The organism is Geobacter hydrogenophilus, from assembly GCF_018501225.1.
GTDB classification, from domain to species: Bacteria; Desulfobacterota; Desulfuromonadia; order Geobacterales; family Geobacteraceae; genus Geobacter; species Geobacter hydrogenophilus.
In genome coordinates, this window is record NZ_JAHCZI010000015.1 from 61,082 (window position 1) to 81,389 (window position 20,308).

Genomic DNA, 20,308 nt, shown 5'->3' on the forward strand with positions numbered 1-20,308 from the left:
GCCATTTCCACCCAATGCCATTTTTCGAACGCATTTGTCCATAAACTCCGTGCCTCTTGTTCGCGTTGATGCGGATTGACTTACCGTCTTCCCCCGATACACTATTTCCACAGGCAGCGTGATAGACGATAATACTAAACCATCCGCGAGGATGGGGCGGAAAGCCCACAGGGTCTCATCGAGACAGCCGGGTTGCCGAAATGTCACCACATTTTCGACAGCCCGGTTTTTTTGTGCGAAAACGCACAAAACCGAGGAGAGGAGGAATCGATGGTGAAGAGAGTTAAGATAATCATGAAAGTGCTGATGACCTTTGTTGCCTGGACCCTGGCAGTGGTTCAGATCCAAGGGTGCGGAGGAGGGGGAGGGGGAAGCAGCACGACGGCATCCACGGGAACCCTGAAGCTTTCCATCACCGACAAGCAGAGCGACGATTTCAAGAGCGTGGTTATCAGCATCAGAGAAATACGCGTCGTGCCGGCCGGCATGGAAAACGCGGCCGATAATGACCCGGGTCTCCCGATGATTGCCAGTTTCGCTACGCCCATGGTTGTAGACGTGGTGCAGCTGCAGTTCGTGCAGCAGGCCCTCGGTGAGGTGGTGATCCCGGCGGGAACCTACAGCCAGATCCGGCTCATTCTCAACCCCAACCAGAATGGTCAACCACCGGCAAACTACCTGACCCTGACGTCGGACCTCACCAATACGCATTTCCCCCTCAAAACCCCCAGCGGCCAGCAATCGGGATTAAAGGTCCTCGGCCCAATAGAGGTCAAGGCCGGCGTCATCAATGCGGTCATGATCGACTTCGACCCCAACACCGCCATCGTTGCGAGGGGGAATGGCGACTACAACCTGAAGCCGACCGGGATCCGCCTTGTGCGGATGCCCGATGGGCTTACCCAGTTCGGCTCCATTTCGGGGAACGTCCTGTCGACGAGCAAGGAGTGGACGAGTGTCACGGTATCGGTGAAACGCCGCGGATCCATCAATGACACCGCCCCCATCGCCGCTGGCACGATCTTCAGCAACTACACGAGCGGCGCGTGGCAGGCCCCCTTTGCGGCATTCGTTCCGCCCAGCACCGCGACAGTCGCCTACAAGGCATTCGTCGCCGCCAACGGTTTCCAGCTCTATTCGTCTGCCGCAGTCCCCGTGGCAACCGGACAAACCACTGACCTCGGCGACATTCATCTCACTCCAACGCCCTGACGCCGGAAACGAAACAGGCGGAGGCCATGAAAGCCTCCCCCTCTTCCCCCCCTGCGCGGGAGGTTGCCATGCCCCCCTACAGCATGTATCGATTCCTCCTCCCCCTGATCCTTCTGCTCGCGGCCGCCACATTCTGCAACGCCGCCCAGCCCATGCCGGCCAAGATAACGCTCCCCTCCGGCTTCAGTATCGCCCTCTATGCCGACAACGTGCCGGGCGCCCGCTCCATGGCCCTCGGCACCAAGGGAACGCTCTTTGTCGGGAGTCGTGACGAGGGAAAGGTCTATGCCGTTCTGGACCGCAACGGCGATCACGTGGCCGACGAGGTCATCACCATTGCCAAGGGGCTGGAGATGCCCAACGGCGTGGCCTTCCGCAACGGCTCCCTCTACGTGGCAGAAGTGAGCCGGGTGCTCCGCTACGACAACATCGAGGCGCGCCTCAGGAATCCCCCCCGGCCGATTGCAGTCAACGCATCCTTTCCGGACAAGTCCCATCACGGCTGGAAGTTCATCCGTTTCGGCCCCGACGGGAGGCTCTACGTACCGGTGGGGGCCCCCTGCAATGTCTGCGAAGAAAAGGATCCCCGCTTCGCCACGATCATGCGCATGAACGCCGACGGGAGCAATCTTGAGATATTTGCAAGGGGAGTGCGCAACACGGTGGGCTTCGACTGGCACCCCCGGACCGGCGAGCTCTGGTTCACCGACAACGGCCGTGACTGGCTGGGGGACAACATCCCGCCCGACGAGCTCAACCGGGCCCCCCGGCCCGGTCTCCACTTCGGCTTCCCCTATCGGCACGGACGCAACATCCCCGACCCCGAGTACGGTACGAAACGCACGAAAGACCGGTTCGTACCGCCGGAGATGGAGCTGGGCCCCCACGTGGCGGCTCTTGGCATGCGCTTCTACACCGGCACCATGTTCCCGGAACGCTACCGCAACCAGATCTTCATCGCCGAGCACGGCTCGTGGAACCGGAGCGAGCGCATCGGCTACCGCATCACCCTGGTGCGCCTGGAGGGGAACCGGGCCGTCTCCTACGAACCCTTTGCCGAGGGATGGCTTAACAACGGAAAGGTCTGGGGACGCCCCGTGGACCTGCAGATCATGCCCGATGGCAGCATGCTCGTTTCCGACGACAAGGCCGGCGCCATCTACCGGATCAGCTACCAACGGAAGTAGCCCCCGTGGGAGGACCCATGAAACAGAGACCACGGAAACCGGCCGTGCCGCGCCCCGCCCAGGAAACGGCCCGCCACGCCGTCATGGAACTGATACGCGACCATCCCCTCTCCGCCAGAGAGATCTCGAGCCAGGCGCATTTGGCCGAAAAGGAGGTCTATAGCCACCTGGAGCATATCCGTCTCAGCATCCACGCCACTGGAGGATACCTGGAGGTCACTCCGGCCGAATGCCGCGCCTGCGGCTTCATATTTGCCAAACGCGACCGCCTCACCCCCCCCGGCAAATGCCCCGTTTGCCGCGACGAGTTCATCTTCGAACCGCTCTTCGCCATCCGCCAGCGGCAGGGACACGGCCAGGAGTGAGAATACCTCCTGATTCTTTAGGATCCTATCCGAGCCGATCCGACAATCCGAAGCAACTCGCGGGCAATGGCTACCGCCGGTTGTAGAGGATACCCCCCCGCTCCCGGTAGAGTTCCAGCACCCTCTTCCCTTCTTCACGCATGATGCCCCTTTCAATCTCGATTCCACGCTCTTCCAGGTAGCGGTACGACTCAGGATACACCGGCCCCTCATCGAAGCCGATTGCCCGGGCGTCGTCGGCCGCAGCGGCACACACCAGCCTCTCCACCCCGCTCCAGAGGATCCCCCCGAGGCACATGGCGCACGGTTCACAGGAGGAGAACAGCTCGAAACGTCCCCTGGCTGCCAGGGTATAGGTCCCCAGCTTCGCTTCGGCCGCCATGATGGCCACCATCTCGGCATGGAGCACGGAGTTCATGCCTGCAACCACGAGGTTCACCCCCACACTCACCAGCTCGCCGCTTTCCCGGTTGAATATCGCCGCACCGAACGGGCCACCGGCCCCCTCTTCCACATTGCTGTGGGCAAGGCCGATGGCAAAGGCCATTTTCTCGGCATCCCCTGCAAAAATGCCCGAATCCCCCACGGACGTACGGGCCCATTCGGGCAACGGCAACGACAGATGCAGCATCAGGTTACCCCCCTTCACCCCAACGGGCTGTCGGTCCATAGCAACGATCTGCACAGAGACAGAAAAGGCGACCGATTGGTCGCCTTTTGAATTAAGTATATATCTGTTCCCAGAATGAACTCTCGTAATTATATTTTCTTTTTGCTTGCCCTGGGTGCCCGGGAAGGTTTTGCCACAACAGGAACTTCAACAGGAGGCAAATAAGAGCCTGGCGCAGCAGGCTCCAACGTACTGAAGTGAGATACTGCAATCTTCCGTTTTATACCGTCGCTGAACTGAATCATCGCCAAGGTGGATGTTATTTCCAGAACCTTGCCGGTGCCCCATTCCTGGCCTCCTGTGTGACTTACAATGTTTCCGACTTTGATTGTCATTGTCTCATACCGCTTTCTTTTTGTAGAGGTGAATGAGTCATAATTCTTAACTCATAAACCTGCCCTTGCGAACAAAACCCGAAAAATCACCAATACAACTCTAACTTCTTTCTATAATATACGACAAGGTTCTGAATTAGCAAGGAATCTTGACGTTAATTTATTACGTTGATATTAGTACTATCATGAACAAAGCTGACAACAGTCAAACATTTGCGGAACTGCACAATTATGGCCACTCGTTAATGAGAGGCATGATTACAAATTGCGCCCTCATGCTTGGCACGCTAAATTAATGAGGCCCATGTCAGCGTAAATATAATAGGTTGACTTTATCAGAACAAAGCTGTTAGTGTCGTAACAGGATTCGGCATTAAGCCGGACAAAAACAACAGGAAGTATCAGGAGAAAGTAAGCACATGGTAAACGGAACAGTAAAGTGGTTCAACGACAGCAAGGGTTTTGGATTTCTCGAGCAGGACAACGGTGAAGATGTGTTCTGTCACTTCTCCGCCATCGCGGGTGACGGATTCAAATCCCTTACTGAAGGCGATAGGGTAACGTTTGAAGTAACCAAGGGGCCGAAAGGTCTTCAGGCCGCAAACGTAACCAGAGTATAACAACCCTGCAGCAGACCTCAAAAGCCCCGGGAAAACCTCGGGGCTTTTTTGTTTCGGCAGTTGTCGGCACCCCAAGAAAAAGACACCTCGGGATCATGTCCCTCACGACCGACCTGACCCCCTATCCCATGCGCGCAGGAGTGAATCGATGGCAAAACCCAATTTCCAGTTTCAGAAACGGCAGAAGGAACTAGAGCGGAAGAAAAAGAACGACGAAAAGCTTCAGCGCAAACTGGCAAGAAAAGACTCCCTCCCTGAAGAAGCCTCCGAACAGTCCCCCCAAGAGGGAGAGACTGACTAACGAACGACAGCCAACTGATTGGCCGGCCTTTTGAACATCGTTCACACCTTCGAATACGCGCTCAACCCTCAGCAGACCTCGACGACCGTGAAGGTTTTTCGCGTACCCCCCATACCCGCTTGCAGCTGATCCCCGACCACCTTGCCGAGCAGGACGCGGCCCAAGGGTGACTGCGGGGTTATGACTACGACCTCCTCCGCACCGTCGGCGATTTTGAGTCCACCCGCTTCCGGGCCGAGAAAAACACGCTTTGCTTCTCCTTCCTCATCCTCCAGGATAACCAGGGCCGTCAGCCGAATCGGCGTCTCGTCGTCGAATTCACGCAACTCCAGCACCCGGTAGCTTTCCAGCGCCCGCCGTATTTCCTGGGCGCGGTTAGCCTGTCCCTGGGCGATGTAGGATGCCTCCAGCGCCGTGGTGTCGTACTTGTTGTCGGGTATGCACTCCTCGTGGGTCGCTGCCTCGTGGGCGAACCGGGCTGCGGTGGCGAGGACAGCAAGATCGGCATCGAGGGCCGCCGTAATCTGGTTCAGCAACTGCACTTTTGTCATGGCAACGGACGGTCCCTTTCCGGGGACTGGGTGTTGGCCGTGTCTTTCCCCGTCAGCCTAATTCCCTCATCGTCCAGGGTCACCAGACCGTCCTTGTAGAGCCCTCCCACCGCCTTCTTGAAGCTCTTCTTGCTCATGCCCAGAGCCTCCTCGATGGCTGCCGGTGAACTCCGGTCATGGAGGGGCAAGGTGCCGCCATGGGCAGCCAGTGCCTTGAGGATGGCATCCCGGGCGTCCGACACCGCCTCGGCCCCCACCTTGCGGAGAGTAACATCCAGCTTGCCGTCTTCGCGCAGTCGCTTCACATAACCGGACAGCAGCATGCCGACAATGGTTCCGGCCGGCAGTTCGTCCCGGTAGAGGAGGGCGGGATAGCGGTGATTGACAATGACCTTGGCTCCCAGGTCGGTGAACTGCCAGACGAGCAGGGTCACCGCGTCTCCTTCACGCAGGTCGGGCCGTCCGCGGTCAAGGCAATCGTCGATACGGGCATTGGCAAAGGGGCGCCCCTGCGGGTCGAGATCGACCTTCACGAGGTAGCTCCTGGCGACCTGCATCCGCTCGGGCTGGAGACGATAAGGCGCCAGCAGATCCTTTGCCAGTCCCCAGTCGAGGAATGCCCCGTGGGAACCGACCGACTTGACCGTCAGCAGCGCAAACTCGCCAGCCTGGGCCAGCGGGAGACGGCACGTGGCCTGCAACTCTCCAGCCCCGTCCTGATAGAGGAATACTTCCACCGGGTCACCGGGGAACGATTGGGGCGCCTCCCGCCGGGGCAGGTGCGCCAGGCGCCCGGCGGCCTCCAGCCAGACGCCTTGCTTGTCAACGCGGGCGACCTTCAGGGTGTGCAGACGACAGAGTCCAGGCTCTTCAGTGTGTTCCATGTTATCCTCCACGGATTCCTCAGTGCTCGTTCCGTGCAGGATAGCATGGGACTTCGGGACGTTGTAAGGCTAATCTTTCCCCACGGTAAACCTCTTCCCCGGTGTATAATATATTCAAGAAGAAGGGAGGCGAAGGATCATGAGAACCAAGAGATGTGACATCAAGGTGTGGAGCGGTGCCTGTGAACACGGCTCTTTCAGCGACAAAGGAGAGAAGTATCTCTGTGAGGTATGTGAGACGATTCCCAAACTCGACCATGAAGTAAAAAGAGACGGTTTTGTCCATGTAAGCGGTGACGCTGACATGTTGAGCTAGGGAGGAAGAGGGATGTTCCCCGAAATCCCATGGCTCTTCCTGCCATGGCAAGGGCTTTGAACACAAAAGGCCATATCCTGAAACGGGTATGGCCTTTTGCATGTGCATGCCGACAGAGGAAAACGGGAGATCAGGGAACGTAGTCAGGCGGCACGGAATACCTGTCGGGAGATGATGGCGACGGGGCGACTCTCTTCAGCCGGTACCGGTGCACCCGGCCGGGAACCTGGTTCCCCTTGGCGTACATGCACTGCACGTACGCGTAATCATATTTCTGCTGCGCCTCCCATCCATATGCCTCCCCGGCGCCGGAACCAGACGCCGTCCCCACGAGCAGCCCACTGCCTGCGCCAATGGCCGCGCCCGCACCCGGATTGCCGGCCGCTGCGCCGAGGAGCGCACCGGCACCGGCCCCTAGTGCCGTTCCGACGACGGCACTTTGGGCCGTATTCTGGTTGACCGTGTCCTGGGCGGAGAGACCGATCTGCTGCCCGGCCCACTGCCGACAGGTCGCATCTTCCACCTGGAACTGCTCAAAGGGTTTTCCCGGTGCCGGCAGTACCAGCACGCTCGGGCCGGACGGCACCGTCGCACACCCCCCCAGCACCATCAATGCCGCCACTGTCGCATATCTTTGCAACCGATTGACTACCATGGCATCACTCCTCTTCTTCCTCCGGTGGATTTTCAGGAGGAACAACCTTCATCCACCCCTTTGGGCACTTTTTCACATCGGGATAGTATCCCTTCGCTTCCTTGCAGTAATACCAGTAACGGGGTTCCTCCGCCTCGGGCGCGGGGGCCGGCTCGATGTAGAGGTCAGACGGCGGCGGCTGCACAACGACCGGCGGCGGATAATAGGGATAATAGCCGTAGCCGTACGGTCCCCACCATCCCGGCCACCACGCCCCCGGCCCCACATGCACGCCGAACCTCACCCCTCCTCCATGATGCCCGTAATAACCACCCCGCGCATGGGCAGGCAGGACATTCACCATGAGCGCAACCGTCAACGCGAAGATACCGCACGCGATCCTGTTCATACAGGCCTCCTTCCGTCATCGTGATTTCGCCCCTCTTCCGACATCCAATCGAGGACTGCCACGAAAACTTTACTTATTATAAACGCTCCAAAAACTATCGTGTTGACAAAGACGGTAAAGAAAAAATCACGCCCCCACGGGCGCATTTTCCCATCCTTCCGGTACAGACCGAATCGCCCCTGCTGATGGGGAGGGGAACCTCACGATCTCATGCCATCGCCTCGTGAGTGCCGTCTGCCCCACTCACGGAAGCAGCACGATCTTGCCGAGGGTACTGGACTCCATGACCGCGTGATGGGCCTCGGCCGCGGCGGCAAGGGGGAGCTCCCGGCTCACCACCGGCCTGAGGGTGCCGTTGGCCAGACCCTCGACAAATGCCGCATGCATGCCGGCCAGTTCCTTGTCGCTGGCGTTGTAGAGGGTCATGCCAAGGATCGCGGCTTCCTTTCCCATGGCGGTACGGGGATCGATCTCCACCCGGCCGCGGCTGCCGACCACCACCACCCGGCCCCCCTTTGCCAGCACCCCAAGGTCACGGTCCAGGTTCACGTTGGCGAGCATTTCCACGATGACGTCCACCCCCTTGCCGCAGGGGAACTCCTGCAGCCTGTCCAGATACCCCTCGGTGCGGTGGTTCAGGACATGGTGGGCACCCTGGGCCCGCACCAGCGCCTCACCCTTCTCCGTGCCGGCGGTACCGATCACCCACATGCCGGCTCTCCGGGCGAGCTGCACTGCCGCGATACCCACGCCGCCGCTCGCACCATGGATCAGCACCGTTTCCCCTGCCACCGCATGGGCACGCTGGAACAGCGCCCGGAACGCAGCGCCATAGGGAACACCGATGGCCGCGCCATGGGCGAAGCTGACCCCGTCGGGAAGCGGATGGGTCTGAAATTCCTTGCAGAGGACCTCCTCCGCATAGGTGCCGCTCAGGGACCAGGCGACATAGACCCGCTGCCCCACGCGCCGGTGCTTGACTTCCGAGCCGACGGCGCTGATGACTCCGGCCCCGTCGAGGCCGGGCGTGTAGGGAAGTTTCAGGTCGGGGCGGTACTGGCCGGAGCGGATATAGGCATCGACCGGGTTCACGCCGACGGCATGCAGCCTGACCACGACCTCTGCCGGTCCTGGGGTCAGGGGGGCCACGTCTTCAAGCCCCATCACTTCCGGTTCGCCAAATTCATGCACTCGAATAGCTTTCATGATGATCACCCATTCCTTTATCTCTCTTGGCTCCTTTGATTTTCATTATATCACCGCCAACAGTGTCCGGCAGAGATGCTGGCAAGCAAGCCGCATTTCCGAGGGTTGCGGAAGACGCAAAAGAGACTAAAATAGTCTTAAAGCACACGCTATTCCCGGACGACCATGTACCGATAAGGAGGTGTCACCATGACATCATTCATGTCGCTATACAGTTCCCAATGCTACGCGCTGATGAGGATCGTTACCGGTTTTCTGTTCCTGTGGCACGGCTCCCAGAAGCTGTTCGCCTTCCCGATCGGAATGCCGGGAGAAGTTCCCGCTTTTATCACCTATGCCGCCGGCCCGATCGAGTTGATCGGAGGCACACTGGTAATGATCGGTCTGTTCACCCACTGGGCGGCCTTCATAACCAGCGGTCAGATGGCCGTCGCCTATTGGATGGTGCACGGGACCAAGGCATTGCTGCCGATCCAGAACAATGGTGAACTGGCGGCGCTGTACTGCTTCGTGTTCCTGTTCATCGCATCGCAGGGAGGCGGCATCTGGAGCGTTGACTCCCTGAGGAGCGGCAGAAGAGGCCCTTCGGGCCGATAACAACCGCGCGAAATCGGTGCCGATTACAAGTCACAGCAGTTCGAGCGGAAAGGAGAGATTGTCATGGCAAACCCATTTGTGCACGTGGAGCTGATGACCACCGACGTGGCCAAGGCCAAGGAATTTTATACTCAACTGTTCGATTGGCAGTTGGAAGAGATCCCGGACATGGACTACACCCTCATCAAGGTGGGCGAAGGAACCGGCGGCGGCATGATGAAGAGCCCCGTACCGGATTCACCGTCCCACTGGCTGGCCTACGTCCTGGTGGACGATGCGGCCGCCGCCACCGAAAAGGCCCGGGCCCTCGGTGCAACGATCTGCAAAGAGGTCACCGAGATTCCCGGCATCGGCTGGTTCAGCGTCATCACCGATCCCACCGGGGCAACACTGGCGTTGTGGCAGATGAACCCGAAGCAGGTGTAATGGGCATCGGGTGAAATTTGATAACTTCGAACGCACGGCCCGTGAATGCTTATTGTTTTCCTTCTGATATGCGTGTATCAATCGAGGTTGTGCGTTCGATACACCTATCACTCCACGAGAGGTGTCAGTGTCCCTGCATAATCTTCTCCTGATCTCGATTCCGGCCGTCGTCGCCCTGTGCGGGGGGTTCCTTGCCGCATACTGGAAACCGAACCATCAGAGTCGGAGCCTCATTCAGCATTTCGCTGCCGGGGTGGTTCTGGCGGCCCTGGCAGTGGAACTCCTGCCGGAAATCGGCCGGGAACACGCACCCGGTCCGGTTTTGATCGGGGCCTTCGCCCTGGGGAGCCTTTTCATGTACGGACTGAAGTTCTGGGCCGAGCACCTCGAACATCAGGATCAGCTGGCCGGGATACGGGGAGGCATCGGGCGGGGGCTCCTGCTGGCAACCTTCATCGACGTGGCGGTGGACGGTTTCATCATCGGCGCCGGGTTCGCCGCCGGCGGGGAAACTGGGCCGATACTTGCCATCGGCCTGTCGGTGGAACTGCTCTTTCTAGGGTTGGCCCTCACCTCCGACCGGGTCAGCGATCGCCAGATCGTCCTTGTCTCAGGGGGGCTCGGGGTAACGGTACTGCTCTGCGCGGTTCTCGGGAATCTCCTTCTTGCGGGTGCCTCGCACACGGTAATCGGCGCAGCCCTTGCCTTCAGCGCCGCCGCGCTTCTCTACCTCGTCACCGAGGAGTTGCTGATGGAGGCCCATGTGGTGCAAGAGAAGCCGATTTCAACCCTTGTCCTCTTTGCCGGTTTTCTCATCTTTTGGAGCATTCAACTCATGGGGGTATAATTCTATTCGCAGATATATCCGTCGGGAGCGGAGACTCCCGACCCTCATTGTCAAGGAGGAGTCGCGATGATACGAATGATGATTATTATGGGGATGCTTCTCATGCTGCAGGGGTGTGTGCTGACGAAGCTGGTGTCGGTTCCCATGAGGGTGACCGGTGCGGTGATTTCGATCATTCCGGTAGCCGGCAATACGATTCACGACGGGATCGACAGTGCTGCCGACGTGGTCGATGACGTGCCGATCTGATTGATCGCTATGCCTCATGCATGGCGCACGTGCACTTGAAAGGCGGCCAATGGGCCGCCTTTTGAATTGAGTAAACGGCGTAACTGTCACTACACCAGCAGCAGCGAGATGGCGTGCAGCACCAGGCCGATCACCCCGCCCACCAGGGTGCCGTTCATCCGGATGAACTGCAGGTCGGAACCGATGCTCAGCTCGATCTCGTTGGTATAGTCTTCGTGCTCCCACTGCTGCATGGTGCCAGTTATATGGCCGGCAATGGCCGTGCGCAGCGTATCCCCGTAGTGCAGCACCAGCGTTTCCAGGTGTGCGTTCAGGGACTCCTGCAGTTCCTTGTTGTGCGCCAGGGTCGTACCGAGGCCGGCAACCGCCGCCGCAACCTTCTCCCGCATCTGCGACTCGGGCTGCTGCAGATCGTTTTTCAGCCAGTTCTTGAGGTCGCTGCCGATACTCTGCGCATAATCGCTGATGGCCTGGTTATGGACAACGTCGCGCTTGATCGCCTCGATCTTGCCGCGCAGCACCGGGTCAGTATTCAGCCGGGCGATGAAGCCGGTCACGGCAGTGTCGAAGCGGTACCGGACCTCATGGCCGGGGTCGGCATTGACCTCCTGGATGAAGGCGTTGATCCTCTTGACGATCTTCTCCCCCGCTCCCCGGGCGAACTTGTCCCGGTTGGGGAGAAAGGCCATGAGCAGGGGATATTCCTTGGTGCACATGTCGTCGATGGCCGTGGCCAGCCGCGCCTGGGCCTCCTCGCCGGCCAGCCACCCGGCACAGCGCTGCAGCAGGTCATCGAGCACGACCTGGTGGCGATTGTCCTTGCGCAGGGCATCGAGAACCGTTCCGGCGGAGGTCGAGACATCAAAGCCGTCGATCCGGTTGCTCAGGGCGGCTCTCAACAACTGCTGCACCCGCTCGTCATCGATGAAATCCAGGGAATCGGCGCACAGGCGGGTCACCCCCCTGGCCAGGCCGGTGGCATTGTCCCGCGCCATCAGGTAGACGGCCAGGTGCTCGGCCGGGTTGTAGGCCCTCATTTTGGCGATCAGCGTGTCGGTGGCAAGGAACTTGTCACGGATGAAGCCGGCCAGGTTCCCGGCAATGGCGTCCTTCTTGTTCTTGATGATCGCCGTATGGGGAATCGGCACCCCCAGCGGGTGGCGAAACAGGGCCACCACCGCAAACCAGTCCGCCAGGGCGCCCACCATGGCCGCCTCCGCGAACGCGGCCACCCACTCCCAGGCGCCATGCCCCTTCTGCAGGCGGGCAATGACAAACAGGATCGCCGCGCCAATCATCAACCCCGTTGCTATGGTCTTGTTTCTGATCAATGCTTGTTTTCTGGTGTCCACACACGTTCTCCGGATCGTTTTTTCGCGCCTCCCCATGACGAACAAAAGCCGCTTCATGAGGTGGAAGCGGCTTCCCGTCGGGCAGTAGTTTTATGACATGGAGGCGGTGTTTTTGTCAACGCCTGGTGGGGACCGCGTCGCGTGGTCTCACAATCCTTTCGCCTCGTCGAGCTTCAGAAGCGCCGGCAGTTCGTGGACGCCGTCCAGAAGCCAGCGGGCGGCCCCGAAATCGCCCCCCCGGTTCATGTCGCCGGGGATCGCGGCAACGACAAGCCCTGCCCGGGCAGCGGAGGTTACACCCCGCTCCGAATCCTCAATTGCCAGACAGCGACCGGGGTCGAGCCCTGCCCGGACGCAGGCGGTCCGGTACGGCTCGGGATCGGGCTTGGAGGCGCCGTAGTCCTCGCGGGTGAGGATGAAATCGAAATAGTCCAGGAGCCCGCTCTGCCGGTGCATCCGCAGGAAGTTATCCCGGCGGCAGCTGGTGACGATCGCCATGGGGAGCCGGCCGTGGAGCCGTGCCAGGGTTTCCCGCACCCCGGACATCACCCGCGCCTCCTCCCCCAAGAGCCGGAAATAAATCTCGTCCCGCACCCGGCGCAGCGCCGTAGCATCCTCGTCACCCTGCCCCGCGCCGGCGGCCAGGTCGAGCACGCTCTCCCCCTGGCGCAGGGAGATCCGGCGAAAGTCGTCAAGGGTAAGCGTCACCCCCGCCTGTGCCAACGCCTCGGCATTGGCCTGATAGTAGAGGTGCTCGGTCTCCATCAACACCCCGTCGTTGTCCCAGAAAATTCCGTCAAACATCTTCGTGCCCGCCTCGCCTCCTCTCTCTGGTTGAACGTACGTTCCCGGTCCAGCCGTCCCAACCATTGTGGTGCAAAGTCGGGCAAAACTGCAAGGGGGGAATCGACAATGGCGGCCCATCTACTGCCTTACCTTCCCGCTTCATAATTGGTCCGGAATGCTTCATAATGCCGCCATGACTTCGCTCCGGCGCAATATTTCCCTCCTCTACGGCTTCTCCTTCCTGCAGATGACCCTGTTCCCCATGGCGGTCATCACCCTCTTCTGGAAGGACCAGATCGGGCTCTCGCTGTCCCAGATCCTGCTCCTGCAGAGCATCTTCGCCGTGGCAATGGTGGTGATGGAGTACCCCTCCGGCTACATCAGCGACCGGCTCGGCTACCGCACCGCCCTGACCCTGGCGTCGGTCCTCGGCATAGCCGGCTGGGGGGTCTACACGGTCGCATCGTCGTTCCGGGATGTCCTCATCGCCGAGACCCTCCTCGGCATCTCCACCTCGTTCATCAGCGGCACGGACAGCGCGCTCCTCTACGAATCCCTCAAGGGGACGGCGGACGAAGCGGCATACGGCCGGTTCGAGGGGCGCTCCACCTTCTTCGGCCAGACCGGCGAGGCTGCCGGGGCGCTCTTTGCAGGGGTCATCTACGCCCGCTACCCGCTCATCCCCTTCGTGCTCCAGGTGGCGGTCTGGGTGTTGGCGCTCCTCCTCACCCGCGGCATGGCCGAACCGCCCCGCGAGCGGCACCACCAGGCCAACCACCTGAAAGAGGCCCTCGCCTCGGCGCGTTACGTCTTCATCGAGAACCGGCGTCTCCGGGTGACGGTCCTCCTCAGCATCGCCCTCGGGCTCTCCTCCTTCTACCCCGTCTGGCTCATCCAGCCCTACATGCGGAGCGCCGGGGTCCCCCTCGCCTCCTTCGGCCCGATCTGGGCCGGGGCAAACCTCACCGTGGCCATCGTTGCCGTGTTCAGCCACCGGCTGCGGGAGCAGCTCCGCGATCGTGGCATGATCTTCCTGCTGGTAATACTCGTCTGGGGGGGCTACCTGGGGCTGGGACTGGCAGCGGGGATATGGGGCTTTCTCTTCTACTATCTTCTGACGGCCATGCGGGGGATGCGGGGGCCGTTCCTGCTGCACGTGGCTCAGACCGAGATCCCGTCGGCCAACCGGGCGGGGATGCTCTCGCTCCAGTCCCTCTGCTTCCGGCTGCTGTTCGCCGTCACCGGCCCGCTCCTTGGCCGGTATGCCGATGCCCACGGGGTAGGAAACAGCTTCCTGTTACTCTTCCTCGCCTACCTGCTGGTGCTGCCGCCGCTGGTCTGGCTGTTCTTGAGGCAGCGGCACGGCGTCGGTTCACATCCATAAAGGGGGCTAACCGGCCGCCTTTTCAATTCATGCGTGAATGTCTCCGGAATCCGGTTCCGGACGCTCACCGTCTCCCACGCTTCGTGCGCCGGGACGAGCCCGCCGGTGGGGAAGCGGTTGTGAACTCGGGCTCATAGCCCACCACAAAGCTGGTGGCGGTGGCATTGCGCATGCTCAGGAAATGCGCGTTGTTCTTGTCGAAGGGACAGATGGGCACACGGCACGGCTCGAAGCCGAACCGGCTGTAATAGCCTGGCTCTCCCAGCACGAAGAGGGGCTGGCTGCTGATCGCCTCCTGCCGCAGGGCGAACCTGAGCAGTTCCGACCCCACCCCCCGCCTCTGGAATTCCGGAGCCACGGCCATGGGGGCCAGGTGCAGCCCGCAGATGTCGCGGCCGTGGTAGGCGTTGGTAAAGGCGATGTAGGCGATGACCTTGCCGGTATGGATGCACACCCATTCGTGGATAACTCTGCCGTTCTCATGGAGTTTCTGCACCAGCGCGGCTTCATAGTCACTGCCGGGGAAGGCGCTACGCAGAAGCGCGTAGACCTTGGGGCGGGTCTCGATGGTCGGTTTCTGTATTTTCATTTCCATCCTTTATTCGCCACCGAGTTTCGCGGTGACCTTGTCCCGATACTCGGGGAACTCGTCCAGGCTCCCGGGGGAGCCCCTTCGCATCCGGGACCGGATTGTGGCACAATACAGAGAAGAGGACTAACCTTTTTGCCTGCCAGGAGGTTCTTATGCCACGCATCGTTCTGCTCACCCTGCAGGTTCTGCTTTTCGCCACGGCCACCCCCGCATTGGCAGATACGGCAATCTTCGCCGGGGGCTGCTTCTGGTGCATGGAAGCGGACTTCGAAAAGCTCCCCGGCGTCAGCGCCGTGGTCTCCGGCTTCACCGGCGGCACCCTGCCGAACCCGACCTACAACGGCAACCACGAGGGGCACGTGGAGGCGGTCCAGGTCACCTATGACCCGCGGAAGGTCAGCTACCGGCAACTTCTCGACTACTACTGGCGCCACATCGACCCCTTCGACGGTGGCGGCCAGTTCTGCGACCGCGGCCCCAGCTACCGGAGCGCGATCTTCGTTGCCACTGCCGCCGAGCGAGCCAGCGCCGAGGAGTCAAAACGCCAGGTCGCCGCGCGCTTTCCAGGCCGAACCGTGGTCACGCCGATCCTTGCCGCCTCCTCCTTCTACCCGGTCAAAGGCGAGGAGGAGTACCACCAGGACTACTACAAGAAGAATCCCGTCCGCTATCACTACTACCGCTGGAATTGCGGGCGTGACCAGCGAGTCAGGGATATCTGGGGGGAACGGGCGGGGCACTGAAATAGCGACTCGTCCTGACAAAAGGGCGTCCATTTGAACTGCCCTTCTTCAGTTTTGTGTACTGCCCCCGAAACACCGCCTTCCTTCTGATAAGAGCCAGTCCGCCAAGGCCAGCGGCAAGGAGAAAGAAGGCGGAGGGTTCGGGAACGGCAGCTACCGGGGTCAGGAGAAACGCTTCCTGTCTCACCACCCCGCTACTTAAAGTATGATCCCCATATCCAACAATCTGCCCCACGTCGTTGATATCCGTGGCAGACGTTAACACCCATGATGGGTCAGAAATGAGGCTATTGAGATCAACCATAGAATCGTCGTCGTAGAGGAAGGCGTGAGTAGCTGTGTCCCCGCTAGTTTCCGAATATCCCGTAACCTGGCCGCTGTCGTTGATGCCAATGCCTTCGCTGGAAGTACCACCGAGGGTGCCGAGGTCCTTCATGGAGCCGCCGCTGTAGAGGAAGGCGTGGTAAGCAAAATAGGCATTGCTAGTATACGAATATCCCGTAACCTGGCCGCTGTTATTGATGCCAAGGCCTACGCTGTAAGTGCCCCCGAGGGTGCCGAGGTCCCGCATGGAGCCGTCGCTGTAGAGGAAGGCATGGTCCCCATCTTTAGTATACGAATGTCCCGTAACCTGGCCGCTGTCGTTGATGTCGTAGCCTGCGCTGAAAGTGCCCCCGAGCGTGCCGAGGTCCTGCATGGAGCCGTCGCTGTAGAGGAAGGCGTGCATGAAGAAGACGGCCTCTCGGCCAACATAGATGTTGGAATTCGAATATCCCGTAACCTGGCCGCTGTTATTGATGCCAAGGCCTACGCTGTAAGTTCCCGCGATGGTGCCAAGGTCTTGCATGGAGCCGCCGCTGTAGAGGAACGCGTGGTCACCATTCCCTACAAAATGCGAAACCCCCGTAACCTGGCCGCTGTCGTTGATGTCATAGCCTTCGCTGTACCACCCGGGGGGGCCAAGGTCCTGCATGGAGCCGCCACTGTAGAGGAAGGCATGGTAAGGAAAATAGGCATTGCGAGTATACGAAGTTCCTGTAATCTGGCCGCTGTTATTGATGCCAAAGCCTTCGCTGTAAGGGCCCCCCAGGGTGCCGAGGCCCGTTACCGAATACAAGTCTGTTGCCAGCACGGATGTCGCAGAAAAGAGTAAAGCGGTCATAACCATGATAGCTTGGGCGATTCTCTTAATCATGAACATGCCCCCCTCTTGTAGGTTATTTCTTAAACCTATTGGCATGTTAAGCATATTCAATGCCGTACTGTAATCAGCTGTAATCCCGGCATTGTGAAGAAATGCCCATAGTCTATGTGTGAAGTTATTCGACAAAAGTGTGCGGAATTGCTTACACCGGGACGAATTCAGGAGGCCGTTTTCTTAATGCACTTACGCTGCCAGACTTATTTCCGCCGCCACTCGATCCCACGGCGCAAGCGCGGGCGATGAGTCCGACCCGTTCAAGCGCTTGCACATCGGTGTAGACGTTCTCGTAATCCCGCGACAGCTTCTTGGCTGAACGACTGTGAAAGAGCTGTTGCACCACAACCATGGAAAATGCTACATAAGTGAATTAACATCTTCACGTCGCCGTGACGGCATCGTGAAAACGCGACATCACCATCACATCCATGAGGTTGATCGAATGACAATGACTTCCTTTGGTCCGACCAGACTCAACGCAACGCTGATCCCGAAGATCGCCGGGGAGTGGGGAACCCCCATTTACCTGCACGACCAGCAGTACATCGAGAACAGCTGCGACCAGCTGCTGGGCATGCCCAATGCCTACGGCCTGCACGTCCGCTACGCCATGAAGGCCAACTCGGACCGCACCGTCCTGCGCATCGTCACCAACAAGGGGCTGGACCTGGACTGCTCCTCCCTGGACGAGGCGACCCGGGCCCATGCCGCCGGCATCCCCTACAGCCGCATGATGCTCACCACCCAGGAGGTCCCCACCGGCGAGGAGCGGGCCGAGTTGGAGGCCATGATCAAGGCCGGCCTCAGGTACAACGTCTGCTCCATGCTGCAGTTCCAGCTGATCGCCGACTTTGCCGCGCAGAACAAGATCGACCTTTCCATGAGGGTCCATCCCGGCGCCGCCGGCGGCGGCGAGAGCGCCACCCGCGACACCGGCAGCGAGTACTCCTGCTTCGGCGTCCACCTGCGGGACGTCCCGACCGTGAAGGCCTCGGCCGACGAGAAGGGGCTCCGCTTCACCCAGGTCCACGTCCACATCGGCTCCGGCGGTGCCCCGGAGAAGTGGCAGGAGAACATCGACCGGGAGCTCGGCTTCGTCAAGACCTATTTCCCGGACGCCACGACCGTCAGCTTCGGCGGCGGCCTCAAGGTGGCCCGCATGCCGGGCGAAAAACAGGCCGACATCGCCTCCCTGGGTGCCTATGCAAAGCAGCGGATCGAGGAGTTCAAGGCCGCCACCGGCCGCGAACTGGTGATGGAGATCGAGCCGGGAACCTTTGTGGTAGCCAACTCGGGACACATCGTCACCCGCATCATCGACAAGAAGTTCACCAACGAGATGAACTTCCTCATCGTCGACGGCGGCATGGAACTGCTGACCCGGCCGCTCCTCTACGGCTCCGAGCATCCCGTCGCCATCGTCCGCCAGGACGGAACGCTGCTATCCAGCGAGTACGACCAGACCCCGACGGCGGGGCTGAAGCCCTTCGGCATCGTCGGCCGCTGCTGCGAGAGCGGTGATTCGGTGCGGCTCGACAAGGAGGGGAACATCGTGCCGGTCATGATCGTGGAACCGGAGATCGGCGACTACGTCGTCATCGGCGGCACCGGCGCCTACTCCGAGAGCATGTCGCCGGAGAACTACAACTCCCACCGCAAGCCGGGGGCCGTCATGAGGACCAAAACCGGCGAACTGGTACTGATCCGGAAGAAGCAGGTACGGGAGCAACTCACCCAGAACGAGCTGGACGTGAAGCTGTAGTCCACCACCACATATGCTCCGGAAACATCAAAGGCGGCCATTTGGCCGCCTTTTTTATTGGTTTCTTTCTCTACCCTGTCACTATGTATCGATTGTTACCTAGCGCGAGTCACTAATAAACCATAAGGCCTTATCGTTTATTAGTGACAACGAAACTATGGGAAGTGTCCCTCGTTTTCCCCCAAGAACAGAAACACGCTCCGGCATTTCCAAACTATGCGATAATAGAGATATGAAAAGAGGTGAGACGTATGAGATGCGACTATAAGGACGACTTCAAAGTCGATTACTCGGGCGGTTCGCTGCATATCACAAAAGGGACGGATGTTGACCTCGTAGTCACGGGAGGACAGATTCCTGCCAACTACAAGGCGTGCCTTGACTCTGCCGTGACGCGTAACAGTTGCCACGAGTTGAGATCGGCGGCACGCGGAATAACCAACACCATTAGCCGGGCTTTCAACACGGAATGACGCAAAGCCCAAAAACAGCAATGGCGACCGAGTGGCCGCCATTTGCATTATGGGAACTGTCAATTACAGGCAAAAGAAAAGGGGACAGGCTACTTTTTGAAGAAGTAGCCTGTCCCCTTTTTAATTCTCTACTTGATTTGCCGGTCAAACAGCACCCGCCCCCTATAGCTGATCAGGTCATACTGGCCATTGCCGGCGTACTGCAGGACGGCATCGTTGCCCCGGTTCTCTCCGTAGAGAAATCCAGCCGTGCCCGCCAGTGAAGTGGACAGGTCGTGAGAGACGAAAAGCGGACCGCCAAAATCGACTGCGGCCGAAGAGGAGCCATCCGCCGCAGTGGCCACCGAATACCAGGCTTTTTTCGCCCCCCGCCGCTGCCAATTCTGGCCGTAATCGGTTGAGACATAAAGCAAATCGTCATAGGGTGCAGCCAGCAGTACCCGCCCGTCAGCAGAGGAAGCAACACCGCTCCAATAACCGCTCACCCCGGCCTTGTACCAGGTGTAGCCGTAATCCGAAGAGAGATAGAGATCATCCCAGCTGGAACCGGCAATCCACCGCTTACCATCGGCCGAGCAGGCCACGGACTGCCAATACTGGAGATAATAAGAATACGTCGGTTTGCCTTGCACGTTGAACAGCATGTAGTCCCACGTAGCCCCCGAATCTGTCGAGCGGTAGCTGGTGTAATCCCCGAGCGCGATGAGTCGGGTTCCGTCGGCCGAGGAGGCCACGGCCCGCCACGGCTTGTTCAACCCGCGTTGGGTCCAGGTGACCCCGGAATCGGTGGAGACATAGATATAATCATTTTCCGCCACCGCGGCCAGCTTGGTGCCATCTGCCGAGGAGGTCACACTCGCCCAGGTCCGGCTCGGTCCTCGTTGCGTCCATGTCTCTCCGTAATCGGCAGAAGTATAGATGTAATCACCCCTTGCTACCGCCACCAGCTTGCTGCCGTCGGCGGACGATGCAACCGAATACCAGGCTTTCTCCGGCCCCCGCGCGATCCAGGTCGCGCCGGCATCCCGCGAAAGCTGAATCTGACCTTGGAGGCGGGCGGCAACCAGCCTGGTTCCATCGGCGGAGGAGGCAACGTCAAAGCAGGGCCCAGCGAAACTTTGGAACCAGATGTCAATGGGAACGTAAAAGTGTACCAGTTACGGGAATTGAAAAGTGTACCACTCCCTGGGAGAGAACTTCTCAATC

The 20,308-nt window shown here is 59.8% G+C and carries 26 protein-coding genes and 1 riboswitch; of the genes, 14 read left to right on the forward strand and 12 right to left on the reverse strand.

The window, feature by feature from the left end:
• The first annotated feature begins 123 nt into the window (after positions 1–123).
• A riboswitch (cyclic di-GMP riboswitch) is annotated at positions 124–200 on the forward strand.
• A 70-nt stretch (positions 201–270) separates the two neighbouring features.
• Genes KI811_RS16935 through KI811_RS16945 form a run of 3 tightly spaced genes read left to right on the forward strand, consistent with a single transcriptional unit; the run spans position 271 to position 2,764 of the window.
• Positions 271–1,212 (forward strand): DUF4382 domain-containing protein, encoded by a 942-nt coding sequence (locus KI811_RS16935; protein WP_214187650.1) that lies wholly within the window; start codon positions 271–273, stop codon positions 1,210–1,212.
• A gap of 26 nt (positions 1,213–1,238) precedes the next feature.
• Positions 1,239–2,399 carry a PQQ-dependent sugar dehydrogenase gene (locus KI811_RS16940; RefSeq protein ID WP_246551837.1) on the forward strand — a complete coding sequence of 387 codons (1,161 nt, stop codon included), beginning with the start codon at positions 1,239–1,241 and terminating at the stop codon, positions 2,397–2,399.
• A 17-nt stretch (positions 2,400–2,416) separates the two neighbouring features.
• Positions 2,417–2,764, forward strand: coding sequence for a transcriptional regulator (locus KI811_RS16945; RefSeq protein ID WP_214187651.1), 348 nt, complete (start codon positions 2,417–2,419; stop codon positions 2,762–2,764).
• Between the two features lie 70 nt (positions 2,765–2,834).
• Here KI811_RS16945 and KI811_RS16950 read toward each other — a convergent pair whose 3' ends face one another.
• Both KI811_RS16950 and KI811_RS16955 read right to left on the reverse strand, forming a co-directional pair.
• Entirely contained in the window at positions 2,835–3,395 is a 561-nt protein-coding gene (locus KI811_RS16950) for a nucleoside deaminase (RefSeq protein WP_214187652.1), read from the reverse strand.
• Positions 3,396–3,523: 128 nt separating this feature from the next.
• Positions 3,524–3,769 (reverse strand): DUF3553 domain-containing protein, encoded by a 246-nt coding sequence (locus KI811_RS16955; protein ID WP_214187653.1) that lies wholly within the window; start codon positions 3,767–3,769, stop codon positions 3,524–3,526.
• A 419-nt stretch (positions 3,770–4,188) separates the two neighbouring features.
• Between KI811_RS16955 and KI811_RS16960 the strand changes: the two genes are divergently transcribed.
• Together KI811_RS16960 and KI811_RS16965 are read left to right on the forward strand one after the other, a co-directional pair.
• Positions 4,189–4,389, forward strand: a complete 201-nt coding sequence (locus KI811_RS16960) for a cold-shock protein (RefSeq protein ID WP_004513554.1) — start codon at positions 4,189–4,191, stop codon at positions 4,387–4,389.
• Between the two features lie 148 nt (positions 4,390–4,537).
• A complete protein-coding gene (locus tag KI811_RS16965) occupies positions 4,538–4,690 on the forward strand; it encodes a hypothetical protein (protein WP_214187654.1) in 153 nt (50 codons plus the stop codon).
• Between the two features lie 68 nt (positions 4,691–4,758).
• On the opposite strand, the gene KI811_RS16970 is transcribed toward KI811_RS16965, so the two are convergent.
• Together KI811_RS16970 and KI811_RS16975 are read right to left on the reverse strand one after the other, a co-directional pair.
• Complete coding sequence (locus tag KI811_RS16970) at positions 4,759–5,241, reverse strand: GreA/GreB family elongation factor (protein ID WP_214187655.1); 483 nt, start codon at positions 5,239–5,241, stop codon at positions 4,759–4,761.
• Positions 5,238–6,125, reverse strand: a complete 888-nt coding sequence (locus KI811_RS16975; protein WP_214187656.1) for a CvfB family protein — start codon at positions 6,123–6,125, stop codon at positions 5,238–5,240. The genes KI811_RS16970 and KI811_RS16975 overlap by 4 nt, the downstream gene beginning before the upstream one ends.
• Before the next feature lie 139 nt (positions 6,126–6,264).
• Here KI811_RS16975 and KI811_RS16980 point away from each other — a divergent pair, with 139 nt between their 5' ends.
• Entirely contained in the window at positions 6,265–6,441 is a 177-nt protein-coding gene (locus tag KI811_RS16980; protein ID WP_214187657.1) for a hypothetical protein, read from the forward strand.
• 130 nt (positions 6,442–6,571) lie between these two features.
• Here the strand turns inward: KI811_RS16980 and KI811_RS16985 are convergent, their stop codons facing one another.
• The 3 genes from KI811_RS16985 to KI811_RS16995 form a co-directional block, all read right to left on the reverse strand.
• Positions 6,572–7,096, reverse strand: a complete 525-nt coding sequence (locus tag KI811_RS16985; protein ID WP_214187658.1) for a glycine zipper family protein — start codon at positions 7,094–7,096, stop codon at positions 6,572–6,574.
• Positions 7,097–7,100: 4 nt separating this feature from the next.
• Positions 7,101–7,484: a hypothetical protein gene (locus KI811_RS16990; RefSeq protein WP_214187659.1), complete on the reverse strand. Its 384-nt coding sequence runs from the start codon at positions 7,482–7,484 to the stop codon at positions 7,101–7,103.
• A 243-nt stretch (positions 7,485–7,727) separates the two neighbouring features.
• A complete protein-coding gene (locus tag KI811_RS16995; RefSeq protein ID WP_214187660.1) occupies positions 7,728–8,690 on the reverse strand; it encodes an NADPH:quinone reductase in 963 nt (320 codons plus the stop codon).
• Between the two features lie 189 nt (positions 8,691–8,879).
• On the opposite strand from KI811_RS16995, the gene KI811_RS17000 reads away from it, so the two are divergent.
• The 4 genes from KI811_RS17000 (at position 8,880) to KI811_RS17015 (ending at position 10,809) form a co-directional block, all read left to right on the forward strand.
• Entirely contained in the window at positions 8,880–9,287 is a 408-nt protein-coding gene (locus tag KI811_RS17000; RefSeq protein WP_214187661.1) for a DoxX family protein, read from the forward strand.
• Positions 9,288–9,350: 63 nt separating this feature from the next.
• The gene (locus tag KI811_RS17005; protein ID WP_214187662.1) at positions 9,351–9,713 is read left to right on the forward strand and encodes a VOC family protein; all 363 of its coding nucleotides are present in this window, start codon (positions 9,351–9,353) and stop codon (positions 9,711–9,713) included.
• Positions 9,714–9,840: 127 nt separating this feature from the next.
• The gene (locus KI811_RS17010; RefSeq protein WP_214187663.1) at positions 9,841–10,560 is read left to right on the forward strand and encodes a ZIP family metal transporter; all 720 of its coding nucleotides are present in this window, start codon (positions 9,841–9,843) and stop codon (positions 10,558–10,560) included.
• A gap of 66 nt (positions 10,561–10,626) precedes the next feature.
• Complete coding sequence (locus KI811_RS17015) at positions 10,627–10,809, forward strand: DUF6726 family protein (protein WP_214187664.1); 183 nt, start codon at positions 10,627–10,629, stop codon at positions 10,807–10,809.
• Positions 10,810–10,898: 89 nt separating this feature from the next.
• Here the strand turns inward: KI811_RS17015 and KI811_RS17020 are convergent, their stop codons facing one another.
• Positions 10,899–12,161: a DUF445 domain-containing protein gene (locus tag KI811_RS17020; protein WP_281875115.1), complete on the reverse strand. Its 1,263-nt coding sequence runs from the start codon at positions 12,159–12,161 to the stop codon at positions 10,899–10,901.
• Between the two features lie 147 nt (positions 12,162–12,308).
• A complete protein-coding gene (locus tag KI811_RS17025; RefSeq protein ID WP_214187666.1) occupies positions 12,309–12,965 on the reverse strand; it encodes an HAD family hydrolase in 657 nt (218 codons plus the stop codon).
• Between the two features lie 157 nt (positions 12,966–13,122).
• On the opposite strand from KI811_RS17025, the gene KI811_RS17030 reads away from it, so the two are divergent.
• A complete protein-coding gene (locus tag KI811_RS17030) occupies positions 13,123–14,331 on the forward strand; it encodes an MFS transporter (protein ID WP_281415258.1) in 1,209 nt (402 codons plus the stop codon).
• 64 nt (positions 14,332–14,395) lie between these two features.
• Here the strand turns inward: KI811_RS17030 and KI811_RS17035 are convergent, their stop codons facing one another.
• Positions 14,396–14,920 (reverse strand): GNAT family N-acetyltransferase, encoded by a 525-nt coding sequence (locus tag KI811_RS17035; RefSeq protein ID WP_214187677.1) that lies wholly within the window; start codon positions 14,918–14,920, stop codon positions 14,396–14,398.
• Between the two features lie 155 nt (positions 14,921–15,075).
• Here KI811_RS17035 and msrA point away from each other — a divergent pair, with 155 nt between their 5' ends.
• Complete coding sequence (gene msrA, locus KI811_RS17040; RefSeq protein WP_214187667.1) at positions 15,076–15,666, forward strand: peptide-methionine (S)-S-oxide reductase MsrA; 591 nt, start codon at positions 15,076–15,078, stop codon at positions 15,664–15,666.
• On the opposite strand, the gene KI811_RS17045 is transcribed toward msrA, so the two are convergent.
• Positions 15,632–16,861: a PEP-CTERM sorting domain-containing protein gene (locus KI811_RS17045; protein ID WP_214187668.1), complete on the reverse strand. Its 1,230-nt coding sequence runs from the start codon at positions 16,859–16,861 to the stop codon at positions 15,632–15,634. The two genes, msrA and KI811_RS17045, sit on opposite strands and share 35 nt — an antisense overlap.
• 448 nt (positions 16,862–17,309) lie before the next feature.
• Between KI811_RS17045 and KI811_RS17050 the strand changes: the two genes are divergently transcribed.
• A complete protein-coding gene (locus tag KI811_RS17050; RefSeq protein WP_214187669.1) occupies positions 17,310–18,629 on the forward strand; it encodes a diaminopimelate decarboxylase in 1,320 nt (439 codons plus the stop codon).
• Between the two features lie 251 nt (positions 18,630–18,880).
• The gene (locus KI811_RS17055; protein WP_214187670.1) at positions 18,881–19,102 is read left to right on the forward strand and encodes a hypothetical protein; all 222 of its coding nucleotides are present in this window, start codon (positions 18,881–18,883) and stop codon (positions 19,100–19,102) included.
• Between the two features lie 128 nt (positions 19,103–19,230).
• Here the strand turns inward: KI811_RS17055 and KI811_RS17060 are convergent, their stop codons facing one another.
• Positions 19,231–19,956: a WD40/YVTN/BNR-like repeat-containing protein gene (locus tag KI811_RS17060; RefSeq protein ID WP_214187671.1), complete on the reverse strand. Its 726-nt coding sequence runs from the start codon at positions 19,954–19,956 to the stop codon at positions 19,231–19,233.
• Positions 19,957–20,308 lie beyond the last annotated feature (352 nt).